This is a genomic window from Roseateles aquatilis, from assembly GCF_002205645.1.
GTDB lineage: Bacteria > Pseudomonadota > Gammaproteobacteria > Burkholderiales > Burkholderiaceae_C > Roseateles > Roseateles aquatilis.
On sequence record NZ_NIOF01000001.1, the window covers coordinates 20,239 to 42,564 of the forward strand.

At 70.4% G+C, this 22,326-nt stretch carries 19 protein-coding genes; 7 read left to right on the forward strand and 12 right to left on the reverse strand.

The genetic code is table 11. The annotated features are described in order from the left end of the window. The first annotated feature begins 54 nt into the window (after nucleotides 1–54). Nucleotides 55–1,995, forward strand: coding sequence for a bifunctional tRNA (5-methylaminomethyl-2-thiouridine)(34)-methyltransferase MnmC2/FAD-dependent 5-carboxymethylaminomethyl-2-thiouridine(34) oxidoreductase MnmC1 (mnmC, locus tag CDN99_RS00105; RefSeq protein ID WP_088382101.1), 1,941 nt, complete (start codon nucleotides 55–57; stop codon nucleotides 1,993–1,995). A 9-nt stretch (nucleotides 1,996–2,004) separates the two neighbouring features. On the opposite strand, the gene CDN99_RS00110 is transcribed toward mnmC, so the two are convergent. Further along, on the reverse strand, nucleotides 2,005–2,484 hold the full coding sequence (locus CDN99_RS00110) for a hypothetical protein (RefSeq protein ID WP_141100572.1): 480 nt from the start codon (nucleotides 2,482–2,484) through the stop codon (nucleotides 2,005–2,007). A gap of 161 nt (nucleotides 2,485–2,645) precedes the next feature. Further along, a complete protein-coding gene (locus tag CDN99_RS00115) occupies nucleotides 2,646–3,026 on the reverse strand; it encodes a putative quinol monooxygenase (RefSeq protein ID WP_088382103.1) in 381 nt (126 codons plus the stop codon). A gap of 134 nt (nucleotides 3,027–3,160) precedes the next feature. Here CDN99_RS00115 and CDN99_RS00120 point away from each other — a divergent pair, with 134 nt between their 5' ends. Beyond that, on the forward strand, nucleotides 3,161–4,711 hold the full coding sequence (locus CDN99_RS00120) for a methyl-accepting chemotaxis protein (protein ID WP_088382104.1): 1,551 nt from the start codon (nucleotides 3,161–3,163) through the stop codon (nucleotides 4,709–4,711). Nucleotides 4,712–4,828: 117 nt separating this feature from the next. Here the strand turns inward: CDN99_RS00120 and rpiA are convergent, their stop codons facing one another. From rpiA to CDN99_RS00150, 6 genes are all read right to left on the reverse strand, one after another. Then, the gene (rpiA, locus tag CDN99_RS00125) at nucleotides 4,829–5,488 is read right to left on the reverse strand and encodes a ribose-5-phosphate isomerase RpiA (RefSeq protein WP_088382105.1); all 660 of its coding nucleotides are present in this window, start codon (nucleotides 5,486–5,488) and stop codon (nucleotides 4,829–4,831) included. A gap of 194 nt (nucleotides 5,489–5,682) precedes the next feature. Then, nucleotides 5,683–7,239: a carotenoid oxygenase family protein gene (locus CDN99_RS00130; protein WP_088382106.1), complete on the reverse strand. Its 1,557-nt coding sequence runs from the start codon at nucleotides 7,237–7,239 to the stop codon at nucleotides 5,683–5,685. 10 nt (nucleotides 7,240–7,249) lie between these two features. After that, nucleotides 7,250–7,768: a DUF2141 domain-containing protein gene (locus CDN99_RS00135; protein ID WP_088382107.1), complete on the reverse strand. Its 519-nt coding sequence runs from the start codon at nucleotides 7,766–7,768 to the stop codon at nucleotides 7,250–7,252. Nucleotides 7,769–8,035: 267 nt separating this feature from the next. Continuing rightward, nucleotides 8,036–8,476 (reverse strand): hypothetical protein, encoded by a 441-nt coding sequence (locus CDN99_RS00140; protein WP_238139293.1) that lies wholly within the window; start codon nucleotides 8,474–8,476, stop codon nucleotides 8,036–8,038. 56 nt (nucleotides 8,477–8,532) lie between these two features. Then, nucleotides 8,533–9,666, reverse strand: a complete 1,134-nt coding sequence (locus CDN99_RS00145; protein WP_088382108.1) for a 3-deoxy-7-phosphoheptulonate synthase — start codon at nucleotides 9,664–9,666, stop codon at nucleotides 8,533–8,535. Nucleotides 9,667–9,709: 43 nt separating this feature from the next. Further along, nucleotides 9,710–10,789 (reverse strand): DMT family transporter, encoded by a 1,080-nt coding sequence (locus CDN99_RS00150; protein ID WP_238139294.1) that lies wholly within the window; start codon nucleotides 10,787–10,789, stop codon nucleotides 9,710–9,712. A gap of 149 nt (nucleotides 10,790–10,938) precedes the next feature. On the opposite strand from CDN99_RS00150, the gene CDN99_RS00160 reads away from it, so the two are divergent. Next, the gene (locus CDN99_RS00160) at nucleotides 10,939–11,928 is read left to right on the forward strand and encodes a LysR family transcriptional regulator (protein WP_088382111.1); all 990 of its coding nucleotides are present in this window, start codon (nucleotides 10,939–10,941) and stop codon (nucleotides 11,926–11,928) included. A 127-nt stretch (nucleotides 11,929–12,055) separates the two neighbouring features. Next, nucleotides 12,056–13,096, forward strand: a complete 1,041-nt coding sequence (locus tag CDN99_RS00165; RefSeq protein ID WP_088382112.1) for a quinone-dependent dihydroorotate dehydrogenase — start codon at nucleotides 12,056–12,058, stop codon at nucleotides 13,094–13,096. A 163-nt stretch (nucleotides 13,097–13,259) separates the two neighbouring features. On the opposite strand, the gene parC is transcribed toward CDN99_RS00165, so the two are convergent. The 4 genes from parC to CDN99_RS00185 are packed head-to-tail and all read right to left on the reverse strand — an operon-like array spanning nucleotide 13,260 to nucleotide 18,913. After that, entirely contained in the window at nucleotides 13,260–15,611 is a 2,352-nt protein-coding gene (gene parC / locus CDN99_RS00170; protein WP_088382113.1) for a DNA topoisomerase IV subunit A, read from the reverse strand. 55 nt (nucleotides 15,612–15,666) lie between these two features. After that, nucleotides 15,667–16,365: a lytic transglycosylase domain-containing protein gene (locus CDN99_RS00175; RefSeq protein ID WP_088382114.1), complete on the reverse strand. Its 699-nt coding sequence runs from the start codon at nucleotides 16,363–16,365 to the stop codon at nucleotides 15,667–15,669. Then, nucleotides 16,362–16,904, reverse strand: coding sequence for a GNAT family N-acetyltransferase (locus tag CDN99_RS00180; protein WP_238139295.1), 543 nt, complete (start codon nucleotides 16,902–16,904; stop codon nucleotides 16,362–16,364). Before CDN99_RS00180 ends, CDN99_RS00175 begins: the two co-directional genes overlap by 4 nt. An 8-nt stretch (nucleotides 16,905–16,912) precedes the next feature. Beyond that, complete coding sequence (locus tag CDN99_RS00185; protein ID WP_088382116.1) at nucleotides 16,913–18,913, reverse strand: DNA topoisomerase IV subunit B; 2,001 nt, start codon at nucleotides 18,911–18,913, stop codon at nucleotides 16,913–16,915. 345 nt (nucleotides 18,914–19,258) lie between these two features. Here CDN99_RS00185 and CDN99_RS00190 point away from each other — a divergent pair, with 345 nt between their 5' ends. From CDN99_RS00190 to CDN99_RS29485, 3 genes are all read left to right on the forward strand, one after another. Continuing rightward, on the forward strand, nucleotides 19,259–20,773 hold the full coding sequence (locus CDN99_RS00190; RefSeq protein ID WP_141100573.1) for an amidohydrolase family protein: 1,515 nt from the start codon (nucleotides 19,259–19,261) through the stop codon (nucleotides 20,771–20,773). Nucleotides 20,774–20,794: 21 nt separating this feature from the next. Further along, nucleotides 20,795–22,042: an MFS transporter gene (locus tag CDN99_RS00195; RefSeq protein WP_238139296.1), complete on the forward strand. Its 1,248-nt coding sequence runs from the start codon at nucleotides 20,795–20,797 to the stop codon at nucleotides 22,040–22,042. Nucleotides 22,043–22,116: 74 nt separating this feature from the next. Beyond that, nucleotides 22,117–22,251: a hypothetical protein gene (locus CDN99_RS29485; protein ID WP_259374704.1), complete on the forward strand. Its 135-nt coding sequence runs from the start codon at nucleotides 22,117–22,119 to the stop codon at nucleotides 22,249–22,251. Nucleotides 22,252–22,326 lie beyond the last annotated feature (75 nt).

A 22,326-nucleotide genomic window follows, 5' to 3' on the forward strand; every position in this document is an offset into this window, starting at 1 on the left:
CCGCGTTCCGGGCCGGACCCGGGCGCGGCATACTCGCGGCCACCTCATGAGCTCATGAAGACCGCGCCCATCGTTCCAGCCCGCGTCGATTTCTCCGGCGCCGCGGCTCCCCACTCCCCCGATTTCGACGACGTGTATCACGCGCCGTCCGGTGCCTTCACGCAGGCGCGACACGTCTTCCTGGACGGCAACGGCCTGCCGGGACGCTGGGCGGGCCGCACGCGTTTCGTGGTGCTGGAAACCGGTTTCGGACTGGGCAACAACTTCCTCGCCACCTGGGCCGCCTGGCGCGACGATCCCCGGCGCTGCGAGCGGCTGGTCTTCCTCAGCGTCGAAAAACATCCGCTGACACGCGTCGATCTCGCGCGCGCGCATGCGGCGTCGCCCGAGCCCGGGCTCGCCCGCCAGTTGCTGGACGCCTGGCCCACGCTGACGCCCAACCTGCACACGCTCGACTTCGAGGCGGGCCGCGTCCGGCTGATGCTGGCCTTCGGCGATGCCCGCGACTGGCTGCCGGAACTGGTGGCGCAGGCCGACGCCTTCTACCTGGACGGTTTCGCGCCCGCGAAGAACCCGGAGCTCTGGGACGAGACCGTGTTGAGGCAGGTCGGCCGCCTCGCCGCGCCCGACGCCACGGCGGCCACCTGGAGCGTCGCCCGCAGCGTGCGCGACGGGCTGACCGCGGCGGGCTTCACGGTGAAGAAACGGCCCGGCTTCGGCGGCAAGTGGCAGATCGCCACGGCCGTCTTCGCGCCGCGGCATCGCGTGCCGGTGGCACCGGGCCGCATGCCGATCGCGCCCGACGCCAGGACCGCGCTGATCATTGGCGCCGGACTCGCCGGCGCGGCCTGCGCGCGGGCGCTGTCGCGCGCGGGATTGCAATGCACGGTGCTGGAGGCCGGCCCGTCCGTGGCGGCGCAGGCCTCGGGCAATCCGGGCGGCCTCTTCCACGGCACGCTGAACGCGGACGACGGCATCCATGCCCGCTTCAACCGCGCCGCGGCGCTCGCGACCGAGCGCGAACTGCGCCGCGTCGCCCCCGCCCTGCCCTGGCTGCAACGGGGCCTGCTCCGCGTGGAGCGCGAGTCGGACGCGCTCGACGCGATGCGCGCGTTGCAGGCCCGATGCGGCCTGCCTGACGACTATGTCCAGGCCCTGAGCGCCGAGGAGGCCAGCGTGCTGGCTGGGGTCGCGCTGGCGCGGGCCGCCTGGTTCTTTCCCGGAGGCGGCGCGGTGTCGCCGCCGGCGCTGGTTCAGGCATGGCTGGACGAGACCGCCGCCATGGGAACACTCGACCTTCGATTGAACACGCCGGTCTCGACGCTACGCCGCGACAAGGCCACCTCGCGGTGGTCGGCGCTGGGGCCCGATGGCGAGGTCATCGCATCGGCGGATGCGGTCGTGGTGTGCGGGGGCATGACCAGCGCCGCCGTGATCGCCGACATGACCGCGGGGCCGGCCTGGCCCTGGGTCTCGCAGCGCGGTCAGCTCAGTTGGCTCTCCAGGGACCAGTCACCGCCGACCTTGTCGATGCCGGTCGCGGGTCTCGGGTATGCGCTGAGCCTGCCGGACGGCGGCCTGTGTTTCGGCGCCAGCGCCGACGCGGGGGACATGGAACGCGCGCTGCGCGAGGCGGATCAGGCGCAGAACCTGGCGCGGCTGCGGCAGTTGCTGCCCTCGGCGTCGCTGCCCGATCACGCCCCGCTCGCGGGTCGCGTCGGCTGGCGCAGCCTCGCGCCGGATCGCTTGCCGATCGTCGGCGCCATCCCCGCCGAGGAGCCCGCGCGACGCGCGGAGCAGGCGCGGTTCTGGCCGCGTCAGCCGGGGCTGATGGTGGTGAGCGCCCTCGCCTCGCGCGGGCTCACCTGGGCCACGCTCTGCGCGGAGCTCGTCACCGCGCAATTGACCGGAGCCCCCTGGCCGGTCGAGGCGAGCCTGGCGGAAGCGGTGGATCCGGCGAGGTTCGGGGCCCGAGCGGTGCGAACCCAAGGCTGACCCTCCGCGTCACTCCAGCTCGACCTCATCGGCGGGCTCGCTCAGCGCCACCCTCAGGTGCGCCGGAGCGACCCGCGTCACCGAGAAACTCGCGATCGCCAGCCCGACCGTGCAGAAGGTGAGCATCAATCCAATCAACCAACGCGCGGTGCGGGACTGCCCTTCCCGCAAGCCCTTCAACTCGTTGTTCACACCGATCAATACCTGATTCACCTCGGCGCGCAAACCGTTGATCGCCAGGTTCATGTCGGTGCGGACCTTGCCGATCTCGTCCTTCAGCTCCAGTCGGACTTGAACGATGTCCCCCTTCAGTTCCGTCCGCAGCGACCCGACTTCTTCCTTCAACTGCGCGCGCGTGGCCAGGGTGGGAATCACGAGATCCCATTTCATCTCCAGGCTCTTCAACCGCTCCGACGTGTCCACGTCTCGCGCCTCACGCACCTCGCGCCTCGTCAGCTCCTGATCACACCTGTCCATCGACTGCTCCACCGCGGGCCCCTGCCCACGCAGACCCGTCACTCTGCCAGCGCCAGATCCGCCCAACTGCAAACTCGCAGATTCACAACAGCCGCATTCGCTGATTCCTTGCGCATCGTCAACTGTCGCCTGCAACCCGCCCACAACCCCGATGAACACGGGGATCCGCGGCCTCAGACCTTGTCGGCGTCCAGCGGCTTGCCATCCGGTCCGGTGTGGACGACATAGCTGGTCACCTCGCGCGAGACCAGCATCGGAATGATCGTGCCGAAGCCCAGTCGCTGGAAATGCCCGGAGGCGCGGTGGTCGTCGAGCCCGCTCGCATCGGTGTACTGCTCCAGGATCACGAAACGGTCCGGATCCTGCGGCGAGCGATAGAACGCATAGGCGAGGTTCTTCGCCTCCCGCCGCGTGGCCGTGGTCAGTTCCGCGAGCAGCGCGGCGACCTGATCGCCCAGGCCGGGCTTGACGTGGTAATGGGCGATCACCTGCAGGAAGGCGGCGCGTCGATCGACATCGCCGTTCGTGACAGGAATGAGGTTCTGGTCGGACATGCGCACACCCGGTCGTGAAGGATGCCGCATTGTGCGAGGCCCCGGCGGACCGCCGTTTAAGTTTTCACACCCACCGTCGATAGAGAGCGGAAGCGCCCGCAAAGGTCGCGGACATCACATCTCTGGGGACATTCATGATTCATCTCGTGGCGGGCCGCTCCATCGGCCAGCGACTCGGTCTGGTGCTGGGCCTCGTGCTGCTGATCTCGTTCGTGGGCTCCGGCCTGAGCTATGTCGCGCTCGGCCGCGTGGCCGTCGAGACGGACACCATGCTCAACCAGGACCTGGCCGCCGAACGCACCGCGTCGGACTGGCACCGCAACATCACCAACGGCGTCAACCGCACCAGCGCGATCGCCGTCAGCGCGGACCCCAGCCTGGCGCAATTCTTCGCGGCCGTCTCCGCCGAATCGACCAAGCAGTCCGGCGAACTGCAGAAGAAGCTCGAGACCTACATGGTCACGCCCGAGGAACGCAAGATGTTCGACACGCTCAGCGAGGCCCGCAAGGGTTACCTGAGCACGCGCGACGCCGTCTCCGCCGCCAAGAAGGCCGGCGAGGCCGACAAGGCGCGCGAGGTCTTCGACCGCGAGTTCCAGCCCGCCGCCGCCAAGTTCCAGGAGGCCATCCAGGCCATCGTGCAGCACAAGCGCACGCTGCTGGACGACGCCGCCCGGCACCTGGACACGACCAATTCCCGCGCGCGCACCGCGCTGCTGGTGTTCTCGCTGGTCGCGCTGGCCCTGGGCCTGTGGTTCCTGGTGATGCTGACGCGGTCCATCACCCGTCCGCTGCAGGGCGCGGCCGACGTCGCCGACGCCATCGCCAACTTCGACCTCAGCCGCAACGTCCCCAAGGGCGGTGGCGACGAGACCGGCAAGTTGCTGGGCTCGCTGGGCGGCATGCAGGAGCAACTGCTCAAGTTGATCGGCGAGGTGCGCGGCTCGGCCGAGAACATCGGCACCGCCAGTGCCGAGATCGCCACCGGCAACCATGACCTGAGCGCCCGCACCGAGCAGACGGCCTCCAACCTGCAGGAAGTGGCTGCGTCGATGACGCAACTGACTGGCACCGTGAGGCAGACCGCCGACTCGGCGATGACGGCCAACCAGCTGTCGAGCTCCGCCGCCGAGACCGCGCAGCGCGGCGGCTCGGTGATGAGCCAGGTGGTGAGCACGATGGGCGAGATCAGCAACAGCTCGCGCAAGATCGCCGACATCATCGGCGTGATCGACGGCATCGCCTTCCAGACCAACATCCTGGCGCTGAACGCGGCCGTCGAGGCCGCCCGCGCCGGCGAGCAGGGCCGCGGCTTCGCGGTGGTCGCGAGCGAGGTGCGCTCGCTGGCGCAGCGCAGCGCCGAGGCGGCCAAGCAGATCAAGACGCTGATCGGCGCGAGCGTCGAGCGCGTGGATTCGGGCTCGCGCCTGGTGCAGGACGCCGGCGGCGCGATGACCGAGATCGTTGCCAGCGTGCAGCGCGTGGCGGACATCATCGGCGAGATCAGCGCCGCGGCCCGCGAGCAGAGCGACGGCATCAACCAGGTCAACGCCGCTGTCGGTCAGCTCGACCAGATGACGCAGCAGAACGCGGCCCTCGTCGAGGAATCCGCCGCCGCAGCGGAGAGCCTGAAGGACCAGTCCCAGCGGCTGGCCACGGCGATCTCGGTGTTCCGGCTGCGCTGAGGCGGGGGGCTCGCCGCAGCGCGTTCGAATGCGCGTTCAAACGACGACGGGGCCGAGGCCCCGTTTTTCGTTGGCCAGGGATTCAAGCCTGGAACGGCCTGCCCGGCGACGCGACGCTCAGAACGTCAACGTCCTGACGCCCTGCCCCGTCCCCAGCAGGCAGACGCTGGCCTTGTTGCGGGCGAAGACGCCGACGGTGACCACGCCGGGCCATTGGTTGACGTCCGCCTCGAAGGCCGCCGGATCGGTGATCCGCAGGCCCTTCACGTCCAGGATGTGGCAGCCGTTGTCGGTCACGCAGCCCGCGCGCAAGGTCGCCTCGGCGCCCATCGCGTGGAAGCGGCGCGCGATCTGCGCGGCGGCCATGGGGATCACCTCGACCGGCAGCGGGAACTTGCCCAGCGCGTCGACCAGCTTGCTCTCGTCGGCGATGCAGACGAAGGTCCGGGCCAGGTCCGCGACGATCTTCTCGCGCGTCAGCGCGGCGCCGCCGCCCTTGACCATGTAGCCCCGGCCGTCGATCTCGTCGGCGCCGTCGATATAGACCTGCAGCGCGTCGACCTCGGCCGCGTCCAGCACCGGGATGCCCAGCGCCTTCATCCGCTCGGTGCTGCGCGACGAGCTCGACACCGCCCCGGCGATCCGGATCCCGCTGGCGGCCAGCGCGTCGATGAACTTGTCCACCGTCGAGCCGGTGCCCACGCCCACCACCGTGTCCGGCGTCACGTACTGCAATGCGGCCTGGCCGACCAGGGTCTTCAATTCGTCTTGGGTCATGGGAGCAAGCTCGGAGCTGGAAGCTGGAGGAGGAAGCCGCGATTATCTCCGCCGCCTCCGCCGACCGCCCCGGTCGCACGCCTGGCCGACGCCTGGATCGCGCGCCCGGCCCGGCATCTCTGGCCAGGCAAGGGCGCCAATGCCCATGCCCATGTCCATGTCCGGCACGGCGCCCCCGCCCCGGACCCGGTGCCTCAAGCCGGATAGAAGCGCCCGTGAAATCCCAGCGGCGCCCAGTACGGCAACCACGCCCGGGCCAGCGGACCGTCGGCGAGCCGCTGCGCGTCGAACACCGTCGCGAAGCTGCGCTGGCGCTTGACGTCGTAGCCCAGGCCCAGCAACCAGCCCTCGCCCTCGCGCGTCGAGCCGGGTCTGGGCACCAGCAATTGCTCCTCCAGCAGCACCTGCTCGTCGAACTGGAAGCGCTGCCGCGCGCCAGTGTCCAGGTCCAGGCGCATCACGCCGTCGAAACCCCAGCGCGACGGGTCGTCGATGCGCACCGGGTAGTAGACGAAGCGATGCCGCCGACCGACCACCCGCGGGTCGACGACGGGGAACTCCACCGCTTCGTCGCGCCGCTCCAGGCGCGGCTCGCCGCCGCTCAAGGGCAGGCGCAACAGACGCGGCTGCGACGGCGCCTCGACCAGGCGGCGCCCGGCCATCAGGTTGGCGATGCGCGCGTTGAATTCGGGCAGCGGTGGTGCCTCCACATAGTCCAGCGCCAGCTCGTCGCCGTCGTCCCAGGCATTGCCGAAGTGGAAGACCAGGCTCGCCGGCAACTGGAACCAGCGCGGCGTCAGCGTCGCCTTGTCCAGCACCAGCACCCGCGTGCCCTGCTCCGGCCGCCACCGCATCGCGGCGGACATGCTCGATCCGGCGCGCACCTGTGCCATGTCCAGCGAGATCGGCGCCAGCAGGAACGTCAGGAAGCGCTGGGACACCGCGAAATCATGGACCATCGCCGCCATCGGCAGTTCCAGCAGCTGTTGCCGGGCCAGCGCGCCGTCGCGCCCGATGCGGTAGATGAGCAGATGCCGCGAGGTGGTGCCGAAGTTCCAGACGGTGCCGTCCGGCTCCACCTTCGGATGCGCGGAGAACGGCATGCCGCGCAGTTCCGGCGACCAGGCCTTGGGACCGACCGTGGCAAGCGACCCGGCGTCCAGCTCGTAGGCGCTGCCGCCCTCCCAGAGCGCATAAAGACGGTCCTGCAGCCGCAGCACGCTGGTGTTGGCGACGTTCAGGCTGTCCGAGCCGGTCACCGGGCGCTGCGGCGGAATCGCGGTGCCCAGCGCCGGCAGCAGGAAACGGCCCGCCTCCTGCTCGGCGCGGAACTTGGCGGTCCGCACGAATCGCGCCTGGTGGCTGGCCCGGCCGTCCTCGAAACGCCAGGCCTGGATCAGGCCGTCGCCGTCGAACCAGTGGCGGTAGCGCTCGCCGGCGCGGCTCATCAGCCCCGGCCCGTTGCGATAGAGCGTGCCGCGCAGCTCGCGCGGCCAGCGGCCCTCGATGCGCAGCTCGGTGGCGGCGCGGTCCTCGCCGTCCCAGCCGCGCAGCGGCAACAGCTCCGGCGCGGTGGCCAGGGCCCGTTCGAAATCCTCGGCGCTGAGCGCCGCGGCGCCGTTGACCAGGTGGGCGCTGGTGGCCAGCGCCTGGCCGGCCCGGGCCAGCGCGGTGGCGGAAGCGAGGTCGGTCAGGCCGACGGCGGTCAGCGCCGAGGTGGCGCCGGCACGCAGCAGATGGCGGCGGTCCATGGTGGGCTCCTCAGGGCGCGGGCAGGCGGATCGCGTGGCGCGTGACGCCGGCTTCGAGCACGGCCTGCTCGAAGCTCGGCGGCCCGAAGTTGCCCTGCGCCTGGCGCGAGAACGCGAACGGCTCGATGGGCATGCCGATCATGTTGCTGTCGAGCTTGCCGTTGCCGTTCATGTCCTGGAAGACGGTGATCGCCACCGGCCCGGCGGGCAGCCCCGTCAACCGCACCGTCACGACTCCGCCGCGCGCGTCGGCCAGCGCGGCCTTGCCGGTCGCGACCGGCTGCTTCAGCCAGCTCGACGCGCTGGAGAAGGCGGCGACCATCACCTGCCCGGCCGGCGCGGCGGCTTGCACGGGCGTCAGGCCGCTGATCTCGACCTCCAGGTCCGCGGCGAAGGCCGGCACCCCGGCCGCGGCGAGCAGGATGCCCAGGGCCACGGCGCGCGAAGCCACCGCCCGCGACATGGCGGGACGGCGGGGATGCTCGGCGGCGCGGTCGGGACGGACGGACTTGGCGAATGGGATCGGCATCGGTGGCTCCAGGAAATGACCCCGGCTGGGATCGATGGAGGCACTCTAGGCAACCGAAGCCGCACGGGCCGCCGCGTTGAGACGAAACGCTCCGCCGTGGCGCGAGTGGTCAGCGCGCGTCGCGAACGGCACGGGCCGCGAGAGGGAGAGGGAGAGGGAGAGGGAGAGGGAGAGAGCGAGGGACAACCAGGACGCCGCCACGGCTCACGGCGCACCGCCCCATCGACGGCTCCGTGCCGCGGGCCCCGCCCGCCGTCCGCCGCCAGCTCAGACGACGGCGATCCAGCGTCCGCAGACGATCACCGTGACCCACAGTCCCAGGGACAGCAGGCACTGCCATCGCGCCATGCGGTCCTGCGCGCGCACACCGCCGCGCCAGTGAAACCACAGCGCGTTCGCGCCCGCGATCAGGATGAGCGCCATCTTCAGGCGCAAGGCGTTGCTGACCCAGAGCTCGTCCGCATGCGCGGAAAACAGCGCCACGCCGGTCACCGCGCACAGCGCGAAACCCGCCAGCGCCACCGGCACCGACAGCCGCGCCAGCGCCGACGGATCGAGCGCCGTGGCGCGGCCCAGCATGCGCAGCTCGAAGATCAGCAAACCGCCGAACAGCGCGGCCAGCCCCATCAGGTGGAGCGTCTCCAGCGCCGGATAGATCCACGGATGGGACAGCACCAGCGCCGCCAGCCCGTTCCACAGGCTCACCATGCGTCAGCGGGCTCGGCTCATCGGCGTCCTCGACTCTGCGCGGGCGGCGGGACCGGTCAGGCCGCCCGGCGCTCGCGGCGCTGGCGCACGGCCTTGGCCAGATCGCGCAACAGCGGCTCGGTCTGGCTCCAGCCCAGGCAGGCGTCGGTGATGGACACGCCCGGCCGCAGGTCGGCCTTGGTCTGGCCCTCCAGCAGGTCCTGGCGGCCCGGCTGCAGGTGGGACTCGACCATCACGCCGGTGATGCGCGCGTCGCCACCGGCGATCTGCGCGCCGACGTCATGGCCGACGTCGATCTGGCGCTCGTACTTCTTCGACGAGTTGGCGTGCGAGAAGTCGATCATGAGCTGCTCGCGCAGCCCGGCCGCCTTCAGCACCTCCGCCGCCGCCTGCACCGAGGCCGCGTCGTAGTTGGGCGCCTTGCCGCCACGCAGGATCAGGTGGCAGTCGTCGTTGCCGCGGGTCTCGAAGATCGCGGCCAGGCCCATCTTGGTCATGCCCATGAAGGCGTGGCTGGCGCGCGCGGCCAGCACCGCGTCGGCGGCGATCTTCACCGAGCCGTCGGTGCCGTTCTTGAAGCCCACCGGGCACGACAGACCGGAGGCGAGCTGGCGATGGCTCTGGCTCTCGGTGGTGCGCGCGCCGATGGCGCCCCAGGCGATCAGGTCCGAGATGTACTGCGGCGACAGCAGGTCCAGGAACTCGGTGCCCGCCGGCAGGCCCAGCGCCGTCACGTCCAGCAGCAACTGGCGCGCCAGGCGCAGGCCCTCGTTCATGTGGAAGCTGCCGTCCAGGTGCGGATCGTTGATGTAGCCCTTCCAGCCGACGGTGGTGCGCGGCTTCTCGAAGTAGACGCGCATCACGATCAGCAGGTCGTCCTGGAGCTCGTCGCGCAGGTTCTTGAGCAGGCGCGCGTAGTCCATCGCCTGGCCGTGGTCGTGGATCGAGCACGGGCCGACGATGCACAGCAGCCGGTCGTCCTGGCCGTGCAGCACGGCGCTGATCTCGTGGCGGGCCGACTCGACCACCTGCTGCGACGCCTCGGGCAGCGGCAACTGGTCCAGCAGCAGCGCGGGCGAGATGAGCGGGCGGACCGCATCGATGCGGGTATCGTCGGTGCGGGTGTCGTCGCGGGTGCTGTCGGCGGTGCCGACTTCGCGATCGTGCTGCGGATGGTCGAGGTTCTTCATGGCGTCGGGCGCGCCCCGAAAGGAGCGGTGAATTAGCCAGGGATTATCTGCCCGCGCGCGTCATCGAGGCCAGTCCCACCGCAATGGCCGTCAGAACGAAGCCGGCGACCGACAGCGCGCCCAGGTGCTCGCCCAGGAACGCGGCGCCCATCAGCGCCGAGACGCCGGGGACCAGGTAGAACAGCCGCGCCACCGCGCCTGCCTGCCCGCGCCGGATCATCACGAACATCAGGCTGAACGCGCCGATCGAGTTCACCAGCGCCAGCCACAGCGTCGAAGCGATCAGCTCGACGCTCCAGTCCGGCATCGCCTGCTCGCGCCACAACGCCAGCCCGAGCACCGCCAGCGTCGACACCGTCATCTGGATGCCGCTGCCGGTGCGCAGGTCCATGCCGGCGCAGTAGCGCTTCTGATACAGCGTGCCGGCCACCAGGCCCGCCAGGCCGAGCAGCCCCGCGCCGTAGGCTTGCCACGCGCCGCCGCCCATCGGCCGGCCGGCGATGACCAGCGCCACGCCGGCCAGCCCGCCCAGCAGCCCCAGCCACTGGCGGCCGGCGAGCCGCTCCGACAGCCACAGGTGCGCGCCCAAGGCCGTGGCCAGCGGCATCAGGCCGATCATCAGCGCCGCGATGCCGGCCGGCAGCCCCCATTGCAGCGCCGCGTAGATGCCGGAGAAATGCAGCACCTGCATCAGCAGCCCGACCACGGCCAGGTGGCCCCACTGCCGCGCCGTCTTCGGCCACGGCGCGCGCGTCACCACCGACACGGCCAGCAGCACCAGCGCCGCCAGCCCGAAACGCAACGTGAGCAAGGTGAAGGGGCCGGCGTGCGGCAGCGCCAGCTTGCCGGCGATGTAGCCGGTGCTCCAGAGCAGGATGAACAGCACCGGCAGGCTGAGCGCCACCAGCGCGGCCAGGCCACCGGTGCCGAACGCCTGCGACGACGCCCCGGCCGCCGGCCGGGTGGACATCCGGGTCGTCGTCCGGTTCAGCATCCTGGTTGGCGTCGGGCTGACGGCGGCGCCGCCGGCGTCGCGCCCCTCACGGAACGCAGCGGTCACGGGGACGGCGGGGGTCGGTGGACGGGGAATCGAGGAGATCGAGGGGATCGCGGTGGTCGACATGGCGGGCTCCAGGAAATGAATGCCGTGGATCGCACTCTAGGAAGGACGCCTTCAGGACACAATCCGGCGTTCATTCGTTATAGAGTTTCCAGATCGAGAACAATCAGCCACCGGCCGCGGATCCCTCGCGGCCGTCGAGGAGACGACGGATGGGACGACTGGAAGACTTGCAGGCCTTTGCCCGCGTCGTCGACGCGCGCAGCTTCTCGGGGGCGGCCAAGTTGCTGGGCGCGACCAAGTCCGCCGTCAGCAAGCAGGTGGCCAGGCTGGAGCAGCAGCTCGGCACGCGCCTGCTGCACCGGACCACCCGCAGCATCAGCGCCACCGCCGAGGGGCGCGGCGTCTACGAGCGCGCGCTGCGGCTGATCGAGGAGGCGCAGGCGCTGGACGCCGAGCTCGCCGGCCAGCGCGAGCAGCCACGCGGCGTGCTGCGGCTGAGCACCTCCACCGCCTTCGGCAACCTGCAATTCACCGCGCTGCTGGTGGAGTTCTGCGCCCGGCATCCGCAGCTGCAGGTGGTGCTGGGGCTCAACGACCGTTACGTCGACCTGGCCGAGGAAGGTTTCGACGTCGTGTTGCGGCTCACCGGCCGACCCAGCCCGGGGCTGGTGGCGCGGCGGCTGGCGGACATCCGCTTCGTGCCCTGCGCGTCGCCCGCTTATCTCGCCGCGCAGGGCACGCCGCGGGTCGTCGCCGACCTGGCCGATCACCGCTGCCTGCGTTTCGGCTACCTGCACGCGCCGGAGCGCTGGCGCTTTCGCCATGCGGTGGACGGCGAGGCGGAGGTGGAGATCTCCGGCACGCTCCGCTTCGAAAGCGGCCTGACCGCCAACAGCAGCGAATCGCTGCGCGTGGCGGCGCTCGCCGGCATGGGCGTGGCGGTGCTGCCGACCTATGCCATCGGCGCCGACCTGCGCGCGGGCCGCCTGACCGCCCTGCTGCCGGACTGGACGCCGCTGGGCGGACCGGCGGAGGCGAACGTGCTCTACGCGGTCTACCTGCCCAGCCGCTTCCCCAGTCCGAAGGTGCGCGCGCTGATCGACTTCATGGTCGAGCAGTTCGGCGACGTACCGCCGTGGGATCGGCCACCGAGCGACGAGCCCGGCGTCGATCGGGCCGCGGCGCCCGGCGCGGGCTGAGAAATCCCGCCGCGTCAAGCCTGCAACGGCCCGAACGAGCTAGGGCGAGTCCCCCATCACCGTTCGCACGCCGTGAGTAGCCGGGCGACGGGCGATCCAGGGGCCGATGAGACAATGCCGCCCCATCATGTCTCTGATTCCCTACGGCCTCGCCCGTCCCTTCCTGTTCGGCATGGATCCCGAACATGCCCACGAATTGACGCTGGGCAGCATCGCCCGCCTCCAGAACACGCCCGCCCAGTGCGCCTGGGCGCAGGCCCGGGTACAGGACCCGGTCACCGTCGCCGGCCTGACCTTCCCGAACCGCGTCGGCCTGGCGGCCGGGCTGGACAAGAACGGCCGCTGCATCGACGGCCTGGGCGCGATGGGCTTCGGCTTCATCGAGGTCGGCACCGTCACGCCCAAGGCGCAGCCGGGCAACGACAAGCCGCGCATGTTCCGCCTGCCCGCCCGGCAGGCGCTGATCAACCGGCTGGGCTTCAACAACGAGGGGCTGGACGCGTTCATCGCCAACGTGAAGCGCTCGCACAGCTTCCGGCATCACGGCGGGCTGCTGGGCCTGAACATCGGCAAGAACGCGGCCACGCCGATCGAGCGGGCCGTCGACGACTACCTGATCGGCCTGGAAGGCGTCTTCCCGCACGCCGACTACATCACCGTCAACATCTCCAGCCCCAACACCAAGAACCTGCGCCAGCTGCAGAGCGACGAGGCGCTGGATGCGCTGCTCGGCCCGCTGCAGACTCGCCGGCTGGCGCTGCAGGACGCCAGCGGCCGCACGGTGCCGCTGTTCGTGAAGATCGCTCCCGACCTGGACGAGGATCAAGTGGCCGTCATCGCGGCCAGCCTGCAACGCCACGGCATCGACGGCGTGATCGCCACCAACACGACGATCGCCCGCGACGCGGTGCAAGGCCTGCCGCATGCGAACGAAACCGGCGGCCTGTCCGGCGCGCCGGTCTTCGAGGCCAGCAATCGCGTCATCCGCCTGTTGCGCTCGGCGCTGGGCGGCGGCTTCCCCATCATCGGCGTGGGCGGCGTGCTCAGCGGCGAGGACGCACGCGCCAAGCTGCAGGCCGGCGCGGACCTGGTCCAGCTCTACACCGGCCTGATCTACAAGGGCCCGGCGCTGGTGCCGGAATGCGCGAAGGCGCTGGCGCGGCTCTGAAGGCGGCCCGCTGACACCTCGTCGCGGCGAGCCGAGCCGAGCCGAGCCGAGCCGAGCAGGATGCCATCGCGGCATCACGGCATCACGACGAGCAGACGACCTCAACGGAAAACGCCGGCGCAAGGGCCGGCGTTTTTCATGGGGCGAGGCCCGGCCGCGAGGATCAGCCGGTGATCAGGCGCAACGGCTTCTGCATCACGTCGGCCGGCTTGCCCTTCTTCGCGCGCTTGCCTGCGAAGGCAGCCAGCGACACGCCCTTGAGCATCTCGTCCTTGGGCTTGCCGCCACGCGCGGTGCCGCTGACCAACAACTGCGTCGTGAAGGCGGCCACGCTCAGGAGCAGGTCCTTCGCGTCCAGGTCGATCAGCGTCAGGCCACGCCCGCCCTTGGGCTGGTGCTTGAGCTCGTCGATCGCGAAGGTCAGCAGACGCCCCCCCACGGTGAGGCAGGCGACCTGCACGCCGGCGACCGCGCCGGCGGGCACCACGGCCGGCGGCAGCGGACGTTCCTCGCCTTCCAGGCTGAGGAAGCTCTTGCCGGCCTTCTGCCGGCCGACCAGGTCGCCGACCTCCGCCACCAGGCCGAAGCCGCCGGTCCCCGCCAGCACCAGCCGCTGCGTCGCCGCGCCGGCGAAGTAGTGCGCGATCTGCGAGCCCGACTCCAGCTCGATCAGCGTCGTGATCGGTTGGCCGTCGCCGCGCCCGCCCGGCAGCGCCGAGACCGGCACCGAGTAGGCCCGGCCGTTGGTGCCCAGCACCACCAGCGGATCGACGCTGCGGCACGGGAACACGCCGTACAGCGAGTCGCCCGACTTGAAGGCGAGCGCCGCCGGATCCACCTCGTGACCCTTGAGCGCCCGCACCCAGCCCTTGAGACTGACGACGACCGTCACCGGCTCGTCGACGATGCGCACCTCGGCCACCGCGCGCTTGTCCTCCAGGATCAGCGTGCGGCGATCGTCGCCATACTGCTTGTGGTCGGCCTCGATCTCCTTGATCACCGTGCGGCGCAGCACCGACGGATTGCCCAGGATCTCCTCCAGCTTGCCGGCTTCCTCGCGCAGTTGCTTGAGCTCCTGTTCGATCTTGATGAACTCCAGTCGCGCCAGTTGGCGCAGCCGGATTTCGAGGATGTCCTCGGCCTGGCGCTCGCTGAGCTTGAAGGTCTCGATCAGCGCGGGCTTGGGCTCGTCCGAGTTGCGGATGAGCGCGATGACCTCGTCGATGTGCAGCAGGATCTGGTGGCGGCCTTCCAGGATGTGGATGCGGTCACGCACCTTGTCCAGGCGATGCTGCGTGCGCCGCGTCACCGTGTTCAGCCGGAAGCCGATCCACTCGGTGAGGATCTTGCGCAGCGTCTTGGGCATGGGCCGGCCGTCGTCCCCGACCATCGTCAGGTTCATCGACGCCGAGGTCTCCAGGCTGGTGTGCGCCAGCAGCGTGTTGATCAGCTCCTGCTGCTCGACCGCACGGCTCTTGGGCTCGAACACCAGCCGCACCTTCGCGTCCTTGTTGGACTCGTCGCGCGCCTTGTCCAGCACCGCCAGCACCGAGCCCTTGAGCTGCAACTGCTCGGCGGTCACCGTCTTCTTGCCGGTCTTGACCTTGGGATTGGTCAGTTCCTCGATCTCCTCCAGCACCTTCTGCGTGCTGACGCCGTGCGGCAGCTCGGTGACGACGAGCTGCCACTGGCCGCGCGCCAGGTCTTCGATCTTCCAGCGCGCCCGCAGCTTCAGGCTGCCCCGGCCGGAGTTGTAGGCCGCGCGGATCTCGTCGGCGGAGCTGATCAGCTGACCGCCGCCCGGATAGTCCGGGCCCTTGATCTTGTCGAACAGCTCATCGTCGCTGGCGTCGGGCCGCTTGAGCAGCAGCACCGCCGCCTCGGCGACCTCCCGCAGGTTGTGGCTGGGGACTTCCGTCGCCATGCCCACCGCGATGCCCGACGCACCGTTCAGCAACACGAACGGCAGCCGCGCGGGCAGCTCCCGGGGTTCCTCGAAGGAGCCGTCGTAGTTGGGCTGGAAGTCGACCGTGCCCATGTCGAGCTCGTCCAGCAGCAGCCGCGCGTAAGGCGACAGGCGCGCTTCCGTGTACCGCATCGCAGCGGCGCCGTCACCGTCCCGGCTGCCGAAGTTGCCCTGGCCGTCGACCAGCGGATAACGCTGGCTGAAGTCCTGCGCCATGCGCACCAGCGCGTCGTACGCCGCCTGGTCGCCGTGCGGGTGGTATTTACCGAGCACGTCGCCCACCACGCGGGCGCTCTTCACCGCCTTGGCGCCGCTGGTGCCGGAGAACACCAGCCCCATGCGCTCCATCGTGAACAGGATGCGGCGCTGCACCGGCTTCTGGCCGTCGCTGTAGGCCGGCAGCGCGCGGCCCTTCACCACCGACAGCGCGTACTCCAGGTAGGCCTGCTGCGCGTACTGCGCCAGCGTCAGCGCATCGCCCGACGGCGATTGACCGCCGGGTCCGCCCGCGCCGCCCTGCGTCTCGAAATCAAAAGTCTCTTGGTTCATCTCTCTCTTCATGCCGGCCGGGACCGGTCGTTCGAATCTCTCTAAGGGCGCCGCCTCAACGCTGCGGGACGACGACCATGGTCATTTGCTTGGCCTGCGCGCCCAGGCTGCGCTGCAGCAGCGCCCAGTACAGCTCCAGCACCAGATGGACGTGAGCTTGCGTCTCGTCGATGTCGGGCATTTGACCGCCAGCCCGTCGCACCGCGCCCTCGCCGGCGTTCCAGGCGGCCAGCGCCGCGTCGATGCGGCCGAATCGCCGCGTCAGGTCGGCCAGCATGCGCGCGCCGATCAGCACGTTGGTGCGGGCCTCCAGCAGCGGCGCCGGGCGGCGCAGTTCCTCGGCCGTCGCGTAACGCTGCGCCGTCGCGGGCGTGATCTGCATCAGCCCGGTGGCGCCGCGCGGCGAGACCGCGTCGGCCTTGAAGCCGGACTCCACCGCGATGATGGCCTTGAGCAGCTCCACATCCACGCCGGTGGCCGCGGCGGCCTCGCGCAGGTAGGGCTGCACCGCCTTGGCCTCCGGCGCGATGTCCAGCCAGGTCAGCATGCGCTGGCCATGGTCGGTCTTGCCCGGCACGCGCTGGATGCCGCCCAGCGCCCCCATCACCGGCTGGAAGCGGCTGTCCACCTGCATCGGCGCGAAGTGGGCGATGCCGTCGGCGTCGACGTAGCCCCACAGCTCCGCATGCGCCGGCGCCGCGCCGGCCGCGAAGGCGGCCGCGATCGCGGCCGCGAGGCGACGTCGGCGGCTCATGCCTGCCCCAGCCCTTGCGCGAGGCGCGCCTCGTACTCGCGCCGCAGCAGCGACATCACGATCAGGTCGTCATAACCCGCGCCGTCGCCGATGTCGCCCTCGGCCGGCTCGACCCGCACGCATTCGCGCAGGCGACCTTCCTCGACATACCCCTCGCTGCGGTACAGCGCCTGCGCGCGCGTGTTGCGGCCCTTCACATCCAGCCAGAAGCGATGCGCACCGAGCTGCTCGAAGGCCATCTTCTGCAGCAGCCGCACGCAGCGTCGACCGATGCCCTGCCCCTTGGGACCGAGCACGATGCGCTTGAGCTCCACCGAGTGATTGGGGTTGCGACAGCCCTGCAGGATGACGAAGCCGGTGCGTTGCGCATCCAGCTCCACGATGAAATGCCGCGCGTCCGGAAAACGGATCGCGCCCTCGTGCTGCGTGCGCTCCCACGGCGTGATGAAGGGCCGGTTGCCCGCGTCCTGCTCCACGCCGACGACGAAGTCCAGGTCGGACAGCATCGTCGGGCGCAGGGTGACGCGGTGGGCGGTCATCATGGTCGTCAGACGTCGACCTCGATGGCGTCGCCGTGCAGCTCCATCAGCTCGCGCCGCGCCGCCGCCTCGCCCTTGCCCATCAGCTTGTTGATCGCGCCCTCGGTGTCGCCGAAATCGAAATCGCCGTAGCGCACCTGCAGCAGCCGGCGCGTCTCGGGATTCAGCGTGGTGTCCCACAGCTGCTCGGCGCTCATCTCGCCCAGGCCCTTGAAGCGGCTGATGCTCCAGCTGCCCTCGCGGGCGCCTTCCTTGCGCAGCTTGTCCAGGATGGCGGTCTGCTCGCCCTCGTCCAGCGCGTAGAGCTTGGCGGCCGGCTTCTTGCCACGCGCCGGGGCGTCGACGCGGTACAGCGGCGGACGCGCCACGTAGACGTGGCCGGTGGCGATCAGCTTGGGGAAATGGCGGAAGAACAGCGTCAGCAGCAGCACCTGGATGTGGGCGCCGTCGACGTCCGCGTCCGACAGGATGCAGATCTTGCCGTAGCGCAGGCCGGAGAGGTCCGGGTCGTCGTTCTTGCCGTGCGGGTCGACGCCGATCGCCACCGAGATGTCATGGATCTCGTTGTTGGCGAAGAGCCGGTCGCGCTCCACTTCCCAGGCGTTCAGCACCTTGCCGCGCAGCGGCAGGATGGCCTGCGTCTCCTTGTCGCGACCGAGCTTGGCGGAACCGCCGGCGGAGTCGCCCTCGACCAGGAACAGCTCGTTGTGCAGCAGGTCGGTGCTTTCGCAATCGGTCAGCTTGCCGGGCAGCACCGCCACGCCGGAGCTCTTGCGCTTCTCGACCTTCTGCGCCGCGCGCTGGCGCGTCTGCGCCTGCTTGATGACCAGCTCCGCCAGCTTCTTGCCGTGCTCGACATGCTGGTTCAGCCACAGCTCCAGCGCCGGCTTCACGAAGGCCGACACCAGCCGCAACGCGTCGCGCGAGTTCAGCCGCTCCTTGGTCTGGCCCTGGAACTGCGGGTCCAGCACCTTGGCCGACAGCACGAAGCTGGCGCGCGAGAACACGTCCTCCGCCATCAGCTTGACGCCCTTGGGCGCCAGCGCGTGCATCTCGATGAAGCCCTTGATGGCGCCGAACAGGCCGTCCTTGAGCCCGGACTCGTGCGTGCCGCCGGCCACGGTGGGGATCAGGTTGACGTAGCTCTCGCGCATGACCTGACCCTCCTCGGTGAAGGCCACGCACCAGGAGGCGCCCTCGCCCTCGGCGAAGTTCTCGCTCTCGGAGGCGGTCGCGTACTGCTCGCCCTCGAACAGCGGAATCAGCGGATCGGCCGGCAGCGACTGCATCAGGTAATCGCGCAGGCCGCCCTTGTAGATCCAGGTCTGCGTCTCGCCGGTTTTCTCCTGCGTCAGCGTCACCGTGACGCCGGGCATCAGCACGGCCTTGGAGCGCAGCAGGTGCACCAGCTCGCCCTTGGGCAGGTCGGCGCTCTCGAAGTACTTCGGGTCCGGCCAGACGCGCACCGTGGTGCCCTGCTTGCGGTCGCCGGAGCGGGGCTCGGCCTTGCGGGTCGCGACCGGCTCGACCACGTCGCCGCCGGAGAAGGCCAGCGTCGCCACCTGGCCCTCGCGGTAGACCGTCACCTGCAGCCGCTTGGCCAGCGCGTTGGTCACCGACACGCCGACGCCGTGCAGGCCGCCGGAGAAGCTGTAGGCGCCGCCCGAGCCCTTGTCGAACTTGCCGCCGGCGTGCAGCCGGGTGTAGACGATCTCCATCACCGACACGCCCTCCTCGGGGTGCAGGCCGAAGGGGATGCCGCGGCCGTCGTCCTCGATCGTGACCGAGCCGTCGGTGTGCTGGATGACCGCGATGCGCTTGCCGTGTCCGGCCAGTGCCTCGTCGGCCGCGTTGTCGATCACCTCCTGGATGGTGTGCAGGGGGTTGTCGGTGCGGGTGTACATGCCCGGGCGTTGCTTGACGGGCTCCAGGCCCTTGAGGACGCGGATCGAGCCTTCGCCATAACTGCCTGGGGCGCTGCCGGGGGTCGTGACTGCTTTGGTTGCCATGGGGCGCGATTCTATGCAGGCCGGTCCGGCCTGCCGATGCTTCTCCCTCCCCAGATGGATTCGAGGGGATGCCGGGGGGATTCCAGCCCGCGGACGCGCACCAGCATTCCCCCGCCGCCACTCGAAGCCCCCCCTCGATGCCGTCGCATCGCAAGCATTCGTCCGCGCCGCGCACGGATGCGGCGCGATGGCACGTCCGGTTACCTCCAGGAGGGGAATGGGCTTGTCATGCTGTCGTAGCATCCGCGGCTACTTTCCCGGGGAGGCCCGTGGCGCGACCGCGCCCAGGCCCGAGCTTGCGCGCCTGCGAGGGCGGCCCGGACGGACGACAACGGACACGGATTGATGCACGACTCGATGCACGGAATGCTGCGCGCGCTGGGCGCGGCGGCGATGGCGCTGGCGGCGGTCCTGGCGGGCCCCGCCCCGGCTCGCGCCGAGGATTACAAGGCCAGCCCGGCGATGGCGATGGAACTGCGCCATGCGCGCTGGTTCGACGGCGAGAAGCTGCAGAGCGGTTCGCTCTACGTCGAGGACGGGCGTTTCGTCGCCCAGCGCCCGCGCAAGGTCAACCGGCTGCTGGAACTGCGCGGACAGACGCTGGTACCGCCACTGGCCGACGCCCACAACCACAACCTGCAAAGCACCTGGGGCCTGGAGCGCTTCGGCCAGGACTACCTGCGCGACGGCGTGTTCTATGCCGCGATGCTGTGCGCCGACCCGGCCGCCGTGGCACCGCTGCGCGAGCGCATCGATCAGCCGGAAACGCCGGACGTGCTCTTCGCCACCGCCTGCATCACCTCGTCGGACGGCCAGCCGCTGGCGATGCTGCAGTCCGGCCAGCCGCCGATGACGCTGGAGCAGATCGTCGACAAGGCGGTGCTGATCATGGACACGCCGGAGCAGGTCGGCCAGAAATGGCCGCTGATCCAGGACCGGCGCAGCGACCTGGTGAAGGTCATCATGAGCTATCACGACCGCCCCGAGTTGCGCCAGCAGCCGGAGCAGCGCGGCCGGCTCGGCGTGACGCCGGAGGTGGTCGCCGAGGTGGTCCGCCGCGCCCATGCCGAGGGTCGCCGCGTCGTGGTCCACATCGAGAGCGCCGCCGACTTCGAGGCCGCCGTGCGCGCCGGCGCCGACTTCATCGCCGAGTTGCCCGGCTACTTCCCGCAGCACGGCGAAGACCCCGAGACCCACCTGATCCCGCCCGCCGTCGCCGCGCTGGCCGCCGAGAAACAGATCGGGATCATCACCGCAACCGTCGCGACGCGGCTGTTCCTGCCGGTGCCCGAGCTGCTGGCGCGCATCGAGGCCGTGCAGAAGCAGAACCTGGAGCGCCTGAAGGCGGCCGGCGCGCGGCTGCTGGTCGGCTCCGACCTGTTCACCGGCAACGCGTTGAACGAGGTCCATCACCTGGACCAGCTCGGCGTGCTGGACAAGGCGACGCTGTTGCGCCTGGCCGCCATCGACACGCCGCGCGCGCTGTTCCCTCAGCGCCGCATCGGCTGCTTCCAGCCCGGCTGCGAGGCCAGCTTCCTGGTGCTGGCGGGCAATCCGCTGGAGGACCTGGACGCGCTGGACAAGCCGCTGCTGCGCATCAAGCAGGGCCGCGTGCTGACGCAGCTGGAGGACGTCGCCGCCACGGCGGGCGACGCGGAGAACGCACTGAACGGCAAGGCCGGCGCGTCGTCCAAGGCCAAAAAGGCGACCGGCAAGAACGCGGGCGCCAAGGGCAAGGCCGGCGGCGCGACCAAGGCCAAGCCGAGCTCGTCGGGTAAACCCGGAACAAGCGGCAAGGCGACCACGAAAAAGGCGACCACCGCCAAGGCCCAAGTCAAGAAGGCGTCATCCAGCGCTTGACGAAGCCGCTACATTGGCCGGATGAGCGCCTCCCCCCTCTCTTCTTCCCGGCCCGCGCGCGCGTCTCCGGCCCTGACGATGCGGCAGGTACTGATCTGCGGCGCCGCGATCGTCACGCTGTCGATGGGCATCCGGCACGGCTTCGGGCTGTGGCTGACGCCGATCACCGTCGACCGCGGCTGGACACGCGAGGCGTTCTCGCTGGCGCTGGCGGTGCAGAACCTGGCCTGGGGCGTGGCCGGACCGTTCGCCGGCATGCTGGCGGACCGCTTCGGCGCGCTGCGGGTGCTGATCGCCGGCGCGCTGTTCTACGCGGCGGGGCTGGCGCTGATGGCGGTGTCGTCGTCGGCGGCGGGCTTCCTGGGCAGCGCCGGGGTGCTGATCGGGCTGGCGCAGTCGGGCACGACCTACGCCGTGATCTATGGCGTCATCGCACGCAACATCGCGCCGGAGAAACGCTCCTGGGCGATGGGCGTGGCGGCGGCGGCCGGGTCCTTCGGGCAGTTCCTGATGGTGCCGGTCGAGAACTGGCTGATCGGCTACACCGGCTGGCAGAACGCGCTGTTCGTGCTGGCGCTGGCCGCCTGCCTGATCGTGCCGCTGGCCTTCGGCCTGCGCGAGCCGGCCCGGACCAGCGCCCACGGCGGCCCCCACCAGAGCATCGGCCAGGCCCTGCGCGAGGCCTTCGGCTACCGCAGCTTCCAGTTGCTGATGCTGGGTTACTTCGTATGCGGCTTCCAGGTCGTCTTCATCGGCGTGCACATGCCCAGCTACCTGAAGGACCACGGCCTGTCGCCGCAGGTCGCCACCTACGCGCTGGCGCTGATCGGGCTGTTCAACGTCTTCGGCACCTACGCGGCCGGCACGCTCGGCCAGCGCTTGCCCAAGCGCCATCTGCTGTCAGGCATCTACCTGCTGCGCTCGATTGCGATCGTGATCTTCCTGAGCGTGCCGCTGACGCCCGTCAGCGTCTACGTCTTCGCGGCGGTGATGGGGGTGCTGTGGCTGTCCACGGTGCCGCCGACCAACGCCATCGTGGCGCAGATCTTCGGCGTGCAGCACATGTCGATGCTGGGCGGCTTCGTGTTCCTGAGCCACCAGATCGGCAGCTTCCTGGGCGTGTGGCTGGGCGGCAAGCTGTATGACGCGACCGGCTCGTACGACGTGGTCTGGTACCTGGCGATCGGGCTGGGCGTGATGGCGATGCTCGCCAACCTGCCGGTGCGCGAGACCGCCATCCCGCGGCAGCCCCAGCCCGCCGCGGCCTGACAACGCCTGACACCGCGCGAGACCCCATGACGCCACGACACGCCGGCCACGCGCCCCTCCCCCAGGCGCCCCGCATGAAACCCACCCGCCCCTGGCGCCGCGCCGCGGCCTGGACGGCGGCGCTGCTGGTGCTGGCGGCGGTGTTCCTGGCCTACACGCAGCCTTCGTTGATGCAGCAGATGGCAGACCGGCTCTGGGCCTGTTTCTGACCCGGTACCGGTTCTTGCCCCTTCACTCCCGGCCCCGTTCCAGGGAACGGCCAGCCTCAGCAACCCACACCCCGA